Raw genomic sequence first — 12,457 nt, 5'->3', positions numbered from 1 at the left:
CTATTCAAAACTCGCCCGCGGCCTTGATGCGCCGCACCGGCGCCGGGATGACATTGGCGGGCGGTGCCCCGTTGCCTTCGAAATCCATCTCCTCGATCCGCGCGCCGCGTTTCTCGATCTTGTTCGCCGAGGTCAGGATGGTGCCGAGGTCTTCGTTGGCCTGGCCGAAATGGGTCTGCAACTTTTTGACGCGGTCGCCGAGCAGCCGCACGTCCTTCAGCATCTGGCCGACTTCGGCGCGGATGAGATCGGCGGCCTCGCGCATCTGGGTGTCTTTCTGGACCTGCCGGATGACCTGAATGGCCAGCATCAACAGCGCCGGTGACACCATCATCACCTGGGCGCGATAGCCCTTCTGCACAATGTCGTCGAAGCCGTCGTGCAACTCGGCGTAGACCGACTCGGACGGCACGAACATCAGCGCGGTGTCCTGGGTCTCGCCGGGGCAGAGATATTTCTCGGCGATGTCGTTGATATGCTTGGTTACGTCGGCCCGCACGCGCTGCGCCGCGGTCTTGCGCTCGTCGTCGGTCTTGCCGTCGCGAAACGCGGTGACCGCCTCGAGCGGAAACTTGGCGTCGATGACGAGCGGCCGCTGGTCGGGGATCATCACGACGCAGTCCGGACGCCTGCCGTTCTTCAGCGTGTACTGGAACTCGTAGGTGCCCTTCGGCAACTGGTCCTGGATGATCGCCTCCATCCGGCCCTGGCCGAAGGCGCCGCGGGTCTGCTTGTTGGACAGCACCGCGCGCAGCGAGGTGACCTGCGAGGCGAGGTCCGTGAGGTTCTTCTGCGCGCTGTCGATGACAGCGAGCCGCTCGTTGAGCTTCTGCAGATTGTCGGTCGTGTGCTTGGTGGCGTTCTGCATCGAAGTGCCGAGATGCGCCGTGACCGCGTCGAGGCGTTCGTGCATGGAGCTTTGCAACTGCGTCTGCGCCTTGGCGAGCAGTTCGCCCATCTGTTGGACGCGGGCGCCGAGCTCGACGATTCGCTGATCGGCCATTTGCGCGGCAGCGGTCTGCTCGGCGGCGCGCTGGGCCGCGGCGGGGTCTTCGGCAGGCGTGCGCGGCCGGGCGATGAACACCGCGAGCCCGGCGATGGCGAGGCCCACGACGAGGCCGAGTGCAACCAGAAGGGCGGTTTCCATGACGGTTTCTTACGCGATTCGGTTCTGTTCCAGCAGTTCGGCCGCCCGGCCTTGTGGGCAGGCGCCGTCCGGCGCGTTCTGCGTCGGAAAGGAAGGCTCATCAGTTCTCGATAAGAACAAATAGAGAACACATTGACCGGCCGATGTCCAGCCCTTAAATCGCGGCGGAAGGTGGGAAGACATGGCTTGGAAGACATGGCACTGCGGGACATTCTGATTTTGCCGGACAAGCGGTTGCGGCAGGTTTCCAAGCCGGTCGGCAAGATCGACGCGGCGACCAAGCAACTCATCGAGGACATGTTCGAGACGATGTACGCGGCGCCGGGCATCGGCCTTGCCGCGATCCAGATCGGCGAACCGGTGCGGGTCGTCACCATGGACCTCGCCAAGAAGGACGAGCCGAAGCAGCCGCAGGTGTTCATCAATCCGGAGCTGACCTGGTCCTCGGAGGCGAAGAACACCCACGAGGAGGGCTGCCTGTCGATCCCGGAGTTCTACGAGGAGGTCGACCGTCCGGCCGAGGTCAAGATCAAGTACACCGACCTGCAGGGCGAGCAGCACGAGATCGCCGCTGATGGCTTGCTTGCCACCTGCATCCAGCACGAGGTCGACCACCTCAACGGCGTGCTGTTCATCGACCACATCTCGAAGCTGAAGCGCGACCGCGTCGTCAAGAAGTTCACCAAGCAGCTCAAGCGCGCGGAATAGCAATGCCGTTGCGTCTTGTGTTCATGGGCACACCGGATTTCGCCGTGCCGACGCTTCTGGAGCTTGCCGGCAGCGGCCGCAAGATCGCGGCGGTCTATACGCGCGCCGCCAAGCCAGGCGGCCGGCGCGGCCTGGAACTGGTGCCGTCGCCGGTCGAGCGCGAGGCGCGGCGGCTCGGCATTCCGGTGCTGACGCCGGCTTCGCTCAAAGGCGCCGACGAACAGGCGGCATTTGCCGCCCACAATGCCGATGCCGCGGTGGTGGTGGCTTATGGGCTGATCCTGCCCAAGCCCGTCCTCAACGCACCGCGTTTCGGCTGCTTCAACCTGCACGCTTCGCTGTTGCCGCGCTGGCGCGGCGCAGCCCCGATCAACCGCGCCGTCATGGCGGGCGACGCCGAGACCGGCGTCACCGTGATGAAGATGGACGAAGGCCTCGACACCGGGGCCATGGCGCTGATCGAGCGCATGCCGATCGGCGCCGCGATGACGGCGGGCGAGTTGCACGACGCCATGGCGCCGGCCGGCGCGAAACTCATGGCGCGGGCGATCTCTGAGCTGGAACAGGGCCGTCTGACATTCACGCCGCAGCCCGAAGACGGCGTCACTTACGCGGCCAAGATCGACAAGGCCGAGACGCGCATCGACTGGGCGAAGCCGTGGAAGAACGTCCACGACCACATCCGCGGCCTCGCGCCGTTTCCCGGCGCCTGGTGCGAGATCGGCGGCGACCGCGTCAAAGTGCTGCGCAGCGCCAGGGGCGAGGGCCGTGGCGCGCCCGGGACGGCGCTCGACGACCGCCTCACGATCGCTTGCCTGGATGGCGCGGTGCGCATCGTCGAGTTGCAGAAGGCCGGCGGCAAGCCGATGCGCGCCGAAGATTTCCTGCGCGGGGCGCCGGTAAAGGCCGGAACGCGGCTCGCATGAGCGACGCGTTGAGCATCCGGCCGGAGCGGCCGGGCGACATCGCGAGCGTGCGCGTGTTGCTCGATGCGGCATTCGGCGGCGATGCCGAATCGAAGCTGGTCGAGCGGCTGCGCGCGGACGGTGATCTGGTGCTGTCGCTGGTCGCCGAGAACAGGCAGGGCGTGGTGGGTTACGCCGGGTTTCCGCGGCTGGTGCTTCGGCTGGACGAACGCAACGTGCTCGTGGTGGGCCTCGCCCCGATCGGCGTGCTGCCGCCCCTGCAACGCCAGGGCATCGGCGGTGCATTGATCCGCGACGGTGTAGCCCGTCTCAAAGACCGCGCCGAGCGCCTCGTATTCGTGCTCGGCGATCCGGCCTATTATCGCCGTTTCGGCTTTGCGGTGATGGATGGATTCGTGTCGCCCTACGTCGGTCCCCACTTTCAGACGCTGACGCTCGCGCCGGATGCGCCAAGGGCGGGCGAGGTGTCGTACTCCCGCGCCTTCGACGGGCGCTGAACCCATGCCGCGCTACAAGATCATCATCGAATACGACGGCGCACCGTTCGTCGGCTGGCAGCTTCAGGAGAAGGACCTGTCGGTGCAGGGCGCGATCATGGCCGCGATCGAGTCGTTCACCGGCGAGAGGGTGATGGTGCAGGGCGCGGGCCGCACCGATGCAGGCGTGCATGCGCTCGGGCAGGTGGCGCATTTCGATCTGGCGGTGGAGCGCGAGACCGACACGGTGCGTGACGCGCTCAACGCGCATTTGCGGCCGCATCCGGTCGCGGTGCTCAAGGCCGAGAAGGTGGCGGATGATTTCGACGCGCGGCGCTCGGCGCGGCGGCGGCATTATCTTTACCGCATCGCCAACCGTCGGCCGGACCTGGCGCTGGAGCGCGGCCGCGCCTGGCGCGTGCCACGCAAGCTCGACGTCGAGGCGATGCATGCGTCGGCGCAGCGGCTGATCGGCAAGCACGATTTCACGACGTTCCGCTCGACCGAGTGCCAGGCGAAATCGCCGGAGAAGACGCTCGATAAGCTCGATGTGTCGCGCGTGGGCGATGAGGTTCACGTCGTGGCCGTCGCGCGTTCGTTCCTGCACAACCAGGTGCGCTCGCTGGTCGGCTCACTGGTGCTGGTCGGCGACGGCAAATGGGGCGTCGACGGCATGTGGCGCGCGCTGCAAGCCCGCGACCGCGCGGCGTGCGGGCCGGTCGCGCCGCCGGATGGGCTTTATCTGGTGAAGGTCGATTATTAAGGCGAATTGAAGTGCTGCAGCATCGGCGGTGAACTCCCTCCCCCTGAAAGGGGGAGGGTCGGGGCGGGGGTCCGATGGGCAGCAAAGAGACCCCCACCCGACACGCTTTCGCGCGTCGACCTCCCCCTTTCAGGGGGAGGTGAAGGGCGCAAGGTGCGAAGATAGAGAAGAGTCAGCGGAAATAATTGTCGACGATCTTCCGGTACACCGCCGTCAGCTTCTGCAAGTCCTCGACCGGCACGCGCTCGTCGGTCGCGTGCATCGTGGTGCCGACCAGGCCGAATTCCACCACAGGGCAATAGTTCTTGATGAAGCGCGCGTCCGACGTGCCGCCCGATGTCGAGAGCTTCGGCTTGCGCCCCGTCACTTCGGCCACCGCCCCGATCACCACATCGGTGAACGGGCTCGGCTCGGTGTAGAACACGTCGGCGTTCGACGGCTCCCAGTCGATCCTCCACTTCACCTTGCCGGCGGCGGCCTTCTCGGCGCGCTGCTCGACGAGCGTCTTCAGCGACGCGTAGTCGTGGCAGTCGTTGAAGCGGATGTTGAAGCGCGCCCGCGCCTCGCCCGGAATGAGGTTCACGGTCGGATTGCCGATGTCGATCGAGGTGAACTCCAGATTCGACGGATCGAACTTATGGCTGCCTTTGTCGAGCGGCTCATCCATCAATGCGGTCATCAACTTCACGAGCCCGCGCACCGGATTGTCGGCGCGATGCGGGTAGGCGACATGGCCCTGCTTGCCGGTGATGACGAGCACGCCGTTCTGCGAGCCTCTGCGGCCAAGCTTGATGGTGTCGCCGAGCTCGGCGACGTTGCCGGGCTCGCCCAGCACGCAATGGTCGAAGCGCTCGCCATGCGCTGCCGCCCACTTGAGAAGCTTGGGGCTGCCGTTGACCGCGATGCCTTCCTCGTCGCCGGTGATCAGGAACGAGATCGAGCCTTTGGGCTTGCCGCCGTTCGCGGCGAGATGGTCGAGCGTCGCCGCGATCTTGCAGGCAATCGCGCCCTTCATGTCGACCGCGCCGCGGCCGTAGAGCACGCCGTTGTCGATGTCGCCCGAGAATGGTGCGTGCGACCAGACCGTCGGATCGCCCGGCGGCACCACATCGGTATGGCCGGCGAACATCAGATGCGGCGAGGCCGTGCCGATCCGGGCGTAGAGATTCTCGACGTCGGCCGTACCGGGCTCGGAGAACGTCATGCGGTGCACGGTGAAGCCCGCGCGCTTGAGCACGCCTTCGAGATAAGTCAGCGCGCCGCCTTCGGCGGGGGTCACGGACGGGCAGCGAAGAAGGTCGCGGGCCAGCGCGACAGGATCGGCAGAGACTGTCATGCAGCGGTTATCCGGTGCGGTGGCGTTGGCGTCAATGCACCGGCTCAGGCATGGGTGCGCACCGGCGGCGTCAGCACCTCGGGAGCGAGCGGGTCGGAGCCGTATTTGTTCTGGCCGATGGTGCCGCGCAGGCAGCCGAGCTCGACGAAGCTCCAGAGGCCGATGACCATGGCGATCAGCCAGAGGGCGGTTGCAATGAAATCCGTACCGGTCGACATCGTGCCGATCGCGAGACCCAGGCCGAGCAGGACAGCCGGCGCGACCACGAACAGCAGAACGAACCAGCCGGACTTGTTGCGGTCGTGCAGCCGTTTGATGGCGACAGCGATGGCCGAGATCGTCGCCGCGATACCGACGACGGTTTTGACGCCATGCAGGGCCGCGCTCCCGCTTCCGAGAAAGGCCAATGCAACGAAGACGAGATTGATGGCGGTCAGAATCAGCACCGCGATCCAGTATTTCGCGCGATTGATGCGCCCGTTGAAGCTAATGAAAATATTGACGAAATCCATCGCCTGCCCCTGTCACAAAGCAGCCACGGAAATCTAGCCTGCGGTTGTGAGCGGCGATAGATAGCTTGCGCAGTTTGCGGAGAGGTGTGGCCGTTCAGTCCCGCAGCAATTCGTTGATGCTGGTCTTGGAGCGGGTCTTCTCGTCGACGCGCTTGACGATCACGGCGCAATAGAGGTTCGGGCCGGGCTCGCCGTTCGGCATTGGCTTGCCGGGCAGCGTGCCGGATACCACCACGGAATAAGGCGGCACCTCGCCCTGCAGGATCTGTCCGGTGGCACGGTCGACGATCTTGGTCGAGGCGCCAAGATAGACGCCCATCGACAGCACCGAGCCTTCGCGCACGATCACGCCTTCGGCCACCTCGGCGCGCGCGCCGATGAAACAGTTGTCCTCGATCACGACCGGGTTGGCCTGCAGCGGCTCAAGCACGCCGCCGATACCGACGCCGCCCGAGAGATGGCAGTTCTTACCGATCTGCGCGCAAGAGCCGACCGTGGCCCAGGTGTCGACCATGGTGCCGCTGTCGACATAGGCGCCCAGATTCACGAAGGACGGCATCAACACCACGTTCGGCGCGATATAGGCCGAGCGGCGCACCACGCTGCCCGGCACGGTGCGGAAGCCTGCTTCCTTGAAGCGGTTGTCGCCCCAGCCCTCGAACTTGGTCGGCACCTTGTCCCACCACGACGAGCCATTGGCCGCGCCGGGCAACTGGGCGTTGTCGGCGAGCCGGAATGACAGCAGCACGGCCTTCTTCAGCCACTGGTTGACCGTCCAGGCGCCGTTCGCAGAGCGCTCGGCGACGCGCGCCTTGCCGCTGTCGAGCAGATCGAGCGCGGCGTCCACCGCCTCGCGCACCGGACCTTTAGTCGCGGGCGTCACGTCGTTGCGCTTCTCGAAGGCGTCGTCGATGGTCTTGGCAAGGTCGGCGGTCATGGATTTCGTCCCCGGATACCGGGTTTTTGTCGTGGTCCGGCGCCACGATGTCAAGCGAGGGAATCAGCGGCAGGTGCGCAGAAACCCGGTCAGGTCGTCGGTGACGTAATCGACGTGCGCGGCCTCGCGGCCCTCGAGCTCCCAACCTTCGCGGACCACCTCGCGGGTCGCGGGCGGCACCACCAGCACGGTGGTCATGCCGAGCGCGTGCGGCACCGTGAGGTTTCGCGCCAGGTCCTCGAACATCGCGGCCCGGCGCGGCTCGACGCCATGCTTCTTCAGGAAGCGGTCATAGACCTGCGGCTGCGGCTTCGGATCGAGGTCGGCGGCCGCGATGTCGAACACGTCCTCGAAGTGGTGATCGATCTCGAGCCGCTTCATCACCGCCTCGGCGTGGGCCCGCGTGCCGTTGGTGAGGATGAGCTTGCGGCCCGGAAGCCGTTCGATGGCGTGGCCTAGCTTCGGATTGGGCAGCAGGGGCGAGTGGTCGATCTTGTGCACGAACTCGAGGTAGTCGTCGGGCTTGAGATTGTGCTCGGCCATCAGCCCGCGCATCGTCGTGCCGTAGCGCTTGTAGTAGTCCTTCTGCAGCCGGAACGCGTCCTCCTTGGAGATGCCAAGGAATTCCGTCACGAAGGCGCGGATGCGGTCGTCGATCTGCTGCCAGAGATTGGTGTCGTGCGGATACAGCGTGTTGTCGAGGTCGAATACCCAGGTTTCGACCGCGTTGAAATCATGGATCGGCGTTCTGGAGGGCGTATTCATCGGCAGACGAATGCACCGTCCGGGCGCTCCCTGCAAGGGCGGGTGGCTATTTGAACTGCACCGTGGTGGCCCCGGTGGGCGACAATTCCACGGTGGCGAAGCCCGTGGCGGTCAGCCCGTTGCTGCCGCAGTCCCTGTGGTCGGAGAGCTCGAACCGGGAGCTGCGGGTGCAAAGGATGGTGGAACCGCCCCAGCTCAGGTTTGAGGCTGCATTCTGCCCCGCCGTCCGCGCCGGATCACGGAGCGGCTGGTTGTCGGGCCCGATCGCCTCGCCGAAGCTGTAGAGCCGCCGCGGCTTCCCGGACACGTCGGGTCGCAGGCACTTGCCGGGCGCGACGCGATACCAGCCGCGGGTGACGATGTTGCCCTGCTCCTCGACGCCGACCGCGGCCATCACGGTGTTGCGAGTCTCGTTGCACCAGGAAAATCCCGCCGTGGAGGGCTTCTGCGCCGCGGCCATCAGCACGTCGAAGAAATCCTGCCGGCCGGCCGCGGTGTTCTCGAGCTTGTTGTCGATGATGAACTGCGCCAGCGCCACGTCGGTCTTGCCGGCGCGGATGCCGTCGATCGGGTTGGCGTCGTAGCCTGCGATCACGAGCAGCCGCTGGATGCCGGCGTCGCGCGCCTGCTCGTCGGTGTATTCGGCGTCCTCGGCAAGATAGACGGCGAGGCCCTTGTCGGTCGGACTGGGCTTCACGGCGGTGAAGCGCGCCATGCGCTGGCCGGTGCGGTTGCAGCTCTGCGCCGTGGTCAGCACGAAGGATTCGCTGCCGATGCAGAATTCGGCGTGGCCGTTCTGCGGCAGCGGCGAGCCACCGTAAATCGGCAGCGCGCGGGCGTGGATGTACAGCGCCTGGCCCGTTCCTTGGCCCGGCACGTCGCCCTGGATCACCGTGCGGCACTGGCCCGGATCGATCCGGAACCAGCCGCGCGTCGCGGCCGCACCCTTGTCCTCGATCGCAATCGCGGTCTCCACCACATAGCTCATGCGGCTGCAGATCTGCAGGTCAGCGCGTGCGGTCACGCTGCTCGTGGCCAGCGCCGCGAGCGCAAAGGTCAACCGTGTGATGGCTTGGGCGGTCATGCGCGAAATCGACTTGTGAATCGCTTGGTAGTGAATCATCTGGGAAATTACCACGGGCACGCTACAGTCGCGCACCACAACGGGAGAAAAACGATATGGCTTCAGTGACCCTCGAACAGGCCAACCGCATCCTCGACGCCATTATCAAGCGCGGTGCAGAGATGGACTGCCGGCCGATGAGTGCGGTCGTGGTCGAGCCGGGCTGCATCGTGAAGGCGTTCCAGAAGGAGGACGGCGCTTCGATGGTCCGGTTTGAGATGGCGCTCGGCAAGGCCTACGCGGCGCTCGCATTGAGCCGCAGCTCCAAGCTCGTGCGCATCCGCCAGGAGGAGAAGCCGGTGTTCATGAAGTTTCTGATAGCGCAGAGCGACGATCTGCTGTTTTGCGAGGGCGGCGGCATGCAGATCCGCGACAAGGACGGCGAGGTGATCGGCGCGGTCGGCGTCACCGGCGACACCGAGGACAAGGACGAGTTGCTCGCGATTCACGGCATCCATTCGGCCGGGCTCAAGACCGACGACGACGTGCAGCACATGGGCCGCAAGTATCGGACGCGCATGACCAGCGGATCGGACGGGCGGTAGGGAGTGGGAGTTCGCCGCCGATGTGGCGACAGATGCGGCATCCGACTTAATCCCGAACAAGCTTGCTTGAGCAGCTCAGTAATCGTCGAACTGGTCGGGGCCGGCGCTTCGCTCCGGTCCTGGCCATTTCTGGTGCACCCATTTCTCGAACGTTCCGCCGTAGATCAGAATGACCGCGACCAGCGGCGCGCCGATCGCCAACACACGCCATTCGCCGACCGCGCAGCTGGCGCCGATGCAGGCTGTGAGCCATACGCAGGCCGCCGTCGTCAGGCCGTGAACCTGCTTGCCCATGCTGTTGCGGACGATCACGCCGGCACCGAGAAAGCCGATACCGGTGACGATGCCCTGGATGACGCGGCCGGGATTGCCTGAGTCGCCATGGCTGACAGCAAGCACCACGATGCACGAGGCCAGCCCAACCAGCCCGAGCGTGCGGACGCCGGTTGGTTTGCCGCGCAGATCGCGGTTGAGCCCGAGTGCGATACCGGCCAGCGCCGCGACCAGGAGGCGAAGCACGATTTCAGAAGTGTCCATCGCGGCTCCGGTCAATTCGAGGCGATTTCCAGAATGAGCTTGCGGGCAACGGCCTGCGCGAAATTTTCATACGAATCGGCCGGCACGATAAACGAGCCCGGTCCGCCGATCACGTTGTCGGTGTAGTATTTGTCGAGATCGTATTCCAGCGCCACGATCGGCAGGCCGTTGATCACCACGCCCGCGCGCACCGCCTCGTCGCGTGCCTCGCGCACGTCGCGGCCACGATTGTTGGAGCCGTCGCCCGAGATATCGATGACGCGCTTGAGCCCGCGATAGGGCGCGTGCGGCAGGATCAGCATGGCATGGTCGATGGCGCCGCTGATCGAGGTGCCGCCGCCGAACAGCCGCCGTTGCGCGTTTTCGATAGCGTCGGCAAACGCATTCGCGGAAGCCTCGTCCTTGATCAGTGTCCACGGCACGGCCGGCCACTGCATCGACGGGCCGGTCCACTGCACCATGGTCACGGCAATCGAGCCGGTCGACAGGCCGCGGATTGCGTCGAGCACCTGCTTGCTGCGGAACGCGTCCGCGTAGCCGCGCCGCTGCAATTCGAAGCGCCGCTGATTGACGCTGCCCGAGGTGTCGACCATCAGCACCAGGATGAGGTCCGTGGTGGGCAGGGCCCCGGTCTGCGCGCGGGCCGGCCGGTCGAGAGAAACAGGACCGCCGAGACAAATGATCACAGCGCAAATGACGGACAGCAATCGCGACATTGTCAGGCCTCGAAAGAAATCCATCACCTTGCGCGCAAGGGTGCGGTTTCCGAGAATAGCGCAAACGGAGGAAAGCAATGATCAGAAAATTGGCCATGACAGGCCTGATCTCGGCTCTCGGCCTCGCCATGGGCACGTTTGCGGCGAAGGCGGAATATCCCGACAAACCGGTGAAGATCATCGTACCGGTCGCCGCTGGCGGTGGCGTCGACGTGATGGCGCGCCTGCTGGCGCAGAAACTCGGCGAGCGGCTCAATCAGCAGTTCGTGGTCGAGAACAGGGCCGGTGCCGCCGGCGTGATCGGCAGCAAGGCGGTGATCGCGTCGCCGCCTGATGGGCTGACGCTGCTCTACACGCCGTCGAGCCTTTCGCTGTCGGTGGTCGTCAACAAGACGCCACCTTACGACCTCGCAAAAGATTTCACGCCGATTATCAACGTGGCGATCAGTCCTTACGCGCTGGTCGTCAACCCTTCGGTGCCGGCGCATTCGTTGAAGGAGTTCATCGCCTACGCCAAGGCGAACTCCGGCAAGCTCGCCTTCAGCTCGGCTGGCGTTGGCAGTGCGTCGCATCTCGCCGGCGAGCTTTTGAAGGTCAAAGCCGGTTTCGACATGGTGCATGTGCCGAACAAGGGAATGAATCCGGCGATCATCGACCTGATGGGTGGTCAGGTGCAGGTGCTGTTTGCAAGCGTACCCGGCATGATGTCGGAGAAATCCGATCGGCTGCGCCCGATCGCGATGGCCGAGTTGAAGCGTTCGGCGCTGTTGCCTGACATGCCGACCATGGACGAGTCCGGCCTGCCGGGCTTTGCGGTCGGCAACTGGGCGGGACTGTTGGGTCCCGCGGGACTCGATCCCGCGATCGTCAAGAAGCTCAACAGCGAAGTGCTCGCGATCCTCGACACGCCGGACATGAAGGAGCGCATCAAGACGCTGGGCTTCGACCTGATCGCCAGCACGCCCGAGCAGTTCGCCAAGCAATTGCAGGAGGATGTCGAGCGCTGGGGGCCGGTCGCCAAGGCCGCCGCCAGCGAAGACAAGAAGTAGTCCGCCGAGACCGGCGCGCCGCCGCCATCTTCGGCCGGCAGGGCCAGCGCAGGTTCCGGTATGTGTCTTTTGACATGAGCTAAGTGACTGTAGAGAAACAGCTTCTGTGTATCATTTGATAATTCGCGCAGCGCGGAGGTGTGATCATATTCCTTACGTCACACGTCACATCGCCGCGGAATGGACACGGCTCTCGACATTCTCCTGCACAAGCTGAATGAGCATTCGCGGATCGGCCCTGAGGACGATGCCGCGTTACGCTCGATTTCGGTGCGCGCGCGCCATCTGAAACCCGACGAGGATCTGTTCGCCGAAGGCAGCGAGAGCGAGACGTTGGCGTTGGTGATCGATGGTCTCATCGCGCGCTACAGCACGCGCAGCGATGGCAAGCGGCAATATCTGTCGTTTCACATGGCGGGCGATCTGCCGGACGCGCAGGCGCTGTTTCTCTCGCGCCGCGACTTCGCGCTGTGCTCGATTGGCGGTGCGCGCGTCGGCCTGATTGCCCGCGAGGAATTTCTGGAGCTGGTCAGATCGCGGCCGCCGATCGCGCTCGCGGTCTGGCAGGAGACACTGGTTGACGCCGCGATCGTCCGTGCCACGATCGCCAATCTCGGCACGCGCCCGGGCCGCACCCGCATGGCGCACTTGTTTTGCGAATTGTATTACCGCGCCCGCAGCGCAGGGATCGCGAAACAGGGCTCGTGTCTGCTGCCATTCCATCAGGGGCAGCTCGGAGATGCGCTGGCGATGTCGCTCGTCACCGTCAACCGCACGCTGCAGGCGCTGCGGCGCACAGGTGCGGTGCAATTCCGCAACGGCGAGATGACGGTTTACGACTGGCCGCAGTTGGCCGGGATCGGAAACTTCGATCCGGGCTATCTGCATATCCGGCGGCCGGTGCGGCTTTAGCCGCC

14 protein-coding genes and 1 pseudogene are annotated in these 12,457 nt (G+C 65.2%); 7 read left to right on the top strand and 8 right to left on the bottom strand.

Features of this window, described 5'->3' with window-relative positions:
* Positions 1–4 precede the first annotated feature (4 nt).
* Positions 5–1,147, bottom strand: a complete 1,143-nt coding sequence (locus RHPLAN_RS35815; RefSeq protein WP_068029113.1) for a DNA recombination protein RmuC — start codon at positions 1,145–1,147, stop codon at positions 5–7.
* A 195-nt stretch (positions 1,148–1,342) separates the two neighbouring features.
* Here RHPLAN_RS35815 and def point away from each other — a divergent pair, with 195 nt between their 5' ends.
* The 4 genes from def to truA are packed head-to-tail and all read left to right on the top strand — an operon-like array spanning position 1,343 to position 4,020.
* Positions 1,343–1,855, top strand: coding sequence for a peptide deformylase (gene def / locus RHPLAN_RS35810; RefSeq protein ID WP_068029111.1), 513 nt, complete (start codon positions 1,343–1,345; stop codon positions 1,853–1,855).
* A 2-nt stretch (positions 1,856–1,857) separates the two neighbouring features.
* Positions 1,858–2,781 (top strand): methionyl-tRNA formyltransferase, encoded by a 924-nt coding sequence (gene fmt / locus RHPLAN_RS35805; protein ID WP_068029108.1) that lies wholly within the window; start codon positions 1,858–1,860, stop codon positions 2,779–2,781.
* Positions 2,778–3,278, top strand: a complete 501-nt coding sequence (locus RHPLAN_RS35800) for a GNAT family N-acetyltransferase (protein WP_068029104.1) — start codon at positions 2,778–2,780, stop codon at positions 3,276–3,278. The genes fmt and RHPLAN_RS35800 overlap by 4 nt, the downstream gene beginning before the upstream one ends.
* Positions 3,279–3,282: 4 nt before the next feature.
* Positions 3,283–4,020 carry a tRNA pseudouridine(38-40) synthase TruA gene (gene truA / locus RHPLAN_RS35795; protein ID WP_068029099.1) on the top strand — a complete coding sequence of 246 codons (738 nt, stop codon included), beginning with the start codon at positions 3,283–3,285 and terminating at the stop codon, positions 4,018–4,020.
* A 172-nt stretch (positions 4,021–4,192) separates the two neighbouring features.
* Here truA and dapE read toward each other — a convergent pair whose 3' ends face one another.
* The 5 genes from dapE to RHPLAN_RS35770 all read right to left on the bottom strand — a co-directional run bounded on the left by dapE (position 4,193) and on the right by RHPLAN_RS35770 (position 8,654).
* Complete coding sequence (gene dapE / locus RHPLAN_RS35790; protein ID WP_068029096.1) at positions 4,193–5,356, bottom strand: succinyl-diaminopimelate desuccinylase; 1,164 nt, start codon at positions 5,354–5,356, stop codon at positions 4,193–4,195.
* Between the two features lie 44 nt (positions 5,357–5,400).
* Entirely contained in the window at positions 5,401–5,868 is a 468-nt protein-coding gene (locus tag RHPLAN_RS35785) for a DUF805 domain-containing protein (protein WP_068029093.1), read from the bottom strand.
* Between the two features lie 94 nt (positions 5,869–5,962).
* Positions 5,963–6,805, bottom strand: coding sequence for a 2,3,4,5-tetrahydropyridine-2,6-dicarboxylate N-succinyltransferase (gene dapD / locus RHPLAN_RS35780; protein ID WP_068029091.1), 843 nt, complete (start codon positions 6,803–6,805; stop codon positions 5,963–5,965).
* A gap of 63 nt (positions 6,806–6,868) precedes the next feature.
* Complete coding sequence (locus RHPLAN_RS35775) at positions 6,869–7,570, bottom strand: pyrimidine 5'-nucleotidase (RefSeq protein ID WP_068029087.1); 702 nt, start codon at positions 7,568–7,570, stop codon at positions 6,869–6,871.
* A 46-nt stretch (positions 7,571–7,616) separates the two neighbouring features.
* Positions 7,617–8,654 carry a DUF1036 domain-containing protein gene (locus RHPLAN_RS35770; RefSeq protein WP_068032380.1) on the bottom strand — a complete coding sequence of 346 codons (1,038 nt, stop codon included), beginning with the start codon at positions 8,652–8,654 and terminating at the stop codon, positions 7,617–7,619.
* A 95-nt stretch (positions 8,655–8,749) separates the two neighbouring features.
* On the opposite strand from RHPLAN_RS35770, the pseudogene RHPLAN_RS35765 reads away from it, so the two are divergent.
* A pseudogene (locus RHPLAN_RS35765) lies at positions 8,750–9,088 on the top strand (GlcG/HbpS family heme-binding protein); the annotation flags it as partial.
* 225 nt (positions 9,089–9,313) lie between these two features.
* On the opposite strand, the gene RHPLAN_RS35760 reads toward RHPLAN_RS35765, so the two are convergent.
* Both RHPLAN_RS35760 and RHPLAN_RS35755 read right to left on the bottom strand, forming a co-directional pair.
* Positions 9,314–9,775, bottom strand: coding sequence for an MgtC/SapB family protein (locus RHPLAN_RS35760; RefSeq protein ID WP_068029081.1), 462 nt, complete (start codon positions 9,773–9,775; stop codon positions 9,314–9,316).
* Between the two features lie 11 nt (positions 9,776–9,786).
* Positions 9,787–10,491, bottom strand: coding sequence for a DUF1194 domain-containing protein (locus RHPLAN_RS35755; RefSeq protein ID WP_068029079.1), 705 nt, complete (start codon positions 10,489–10,491; stop codon positions 9,787–9,789).
* Positions 10,492–10,568: 77 nt separating this feature from the next.
* Here RHPLAN_RS35755 and RHPLAN_RS35750 point away from each other — a divergent pair, with 77 nt between their 5' ends.
* Both RHPLAN_RS35750 and RHPLAN_RS35745 read left to right on the top strand, forming a co-directional pair.
* Positions 10,569–11,540, top strand: a complete 972-nt coding sequence (locus RHPLAN_RS35750) for a Bug family tripartite tricarboxylate transporter substrate binding protein (protein ID WP_084246240.1) — start codon at positions 10,569–10,571, stop codon at positions 11,538–11,540.
* A gap of 180 nt (positions 11,541–11,720) precedes the next feature.
* Positions 11,721–12,452: a Crp/Fnr family transcriptional regulator gene (locus RHPLAN_RS35745; RefSeq protein ID WP_068029073.1), complete on the top strand. Its 732-nt coding sequence runs from the start codon at positions 11,721–11,723 to the stop codon at positions 12,450–12,452.
* Positions 12,453–12,457 lie beyond the last annotated feature (5 nt).

Origin of the sequence: Rhodoplanes sp. Z2-YC6860, assembly GCF_001579845.1 — a bacterium.
GTDB lineage: Bacteria > Pseudomonadota > Alphaproteobacteria > Rhizobiales > Xanthobacteraceae > Z2-YC6860.
Note: the sequence above shows the minus strand (reverse complement) of the source record. Positions and strands in the feature narration are given on the sequence as shown.

What these genes read in the sequence shown, in the direction of transcription:
- RHPLAN_RS35815 (WP_068029113.1), bottom strand. Translation starts at nt 1,147, where the DNA reads ATGGAAACCGCCCTTCTGGTTGCACTCGGCCTCGTCGTGGGCCTCGCC.
- def (WP_068029111.1), top strand. Translation starts at nt 1,343, where the DNA reads ATGGCACTGCGGGACATTCTGATTTTGCCGGACAAGCGGTTGCGGCAG.
- fmt (WP_068029108.1), top strand. Translation starts at nt 1,858, where the DNA reads ATGCCGTTGCGTCTTGTGTTCATGGGCACACCGGATTTCGCCGTGCCG.
- RHPLAN_RS35800 (WP_068029104.1), top strand. Translation starts at nt 2,778, where the DNA reads ATGAGCGACGCGTTGAGCATCCGGCCGGAGCGGCCGGGCGACATCGCG.
- truA (WP_068029099.1), top strand. Translation starts at nt 3,283, where the DNA reads ATGCCGCGCTACAAGATCATCATCGAATACGACGGCGCACCGTTCGTC.
- dapE (WP_068029096.1), bottom strand. Translation starts at nt 5,356, where the DNA reads ATGACAGTCTCTGCCGATCCTGTCGCGCTGGCCCGCGACCTTCTTCGC.
- RHPLAN_RS35785 (WP_068029093.1), bottom strand. Translation starts at nt 5,868, where the DNA reads ATGGATTTCGTCAATATTTTCATTAGCTTCAACGGGCGCATCAATCGC.
- dapD (WP_068029091.1), bottom strand. Translation starts at nt 6,805, where the DNA reads ATGACCGCCGACCTTGCCAAGACCATCGACGACGCCTTCGAGAAGCGC.
- RHPLAN_RS35775 (WP_068029087.1), bottom strand. Translation starts at nt 7,570, where the DNA reads ATGAATACGCCCTCCAGAACGCCGATCCATGATTTCAACGCGGTCGAA.
- RHPLAN_RS35770 (WP_068032380.1), bottom strand. Translation starts at nt 8,654, where the DNA reads ATGACCGCCCAAGCCATCACACGGTTGACCTTTGCGCTCGCGGCGCTG.
- RHPLAN_RS35760 (WP_068029081.1), bottom strand. Translation starts at nt 9,775, where the DNA reads ATGGACACTTCTGAAATCGTGCTTCGCCTCCTGGTCGCGGCGCTGGCC.
- RHPLAN_RS35755 (WP_068029079.1), bottom strand. Translation starts at nt 10,491, where the DNA reads ATGTCGCGATTGCTGTCCGTCATTTGCGCTGTGATCATTTGTCTCGGC.
- RHPLAN_RS35750 (WP_084246240.1), top strand. Translation starts at nt 10,569, where the DNA reads ATGATCAGAAAATTGGCCATGACAGGCCTGATCTCGGCTCTCGGCCTC.
- RHPLAN_RS35745 (WP_068029073.1), top strand. Translation starts at nt 11,721, where the DNA reads ATGGACACGGCTCTCGACATTCTCCTGCACAAGCTGAATGAGCATTCG.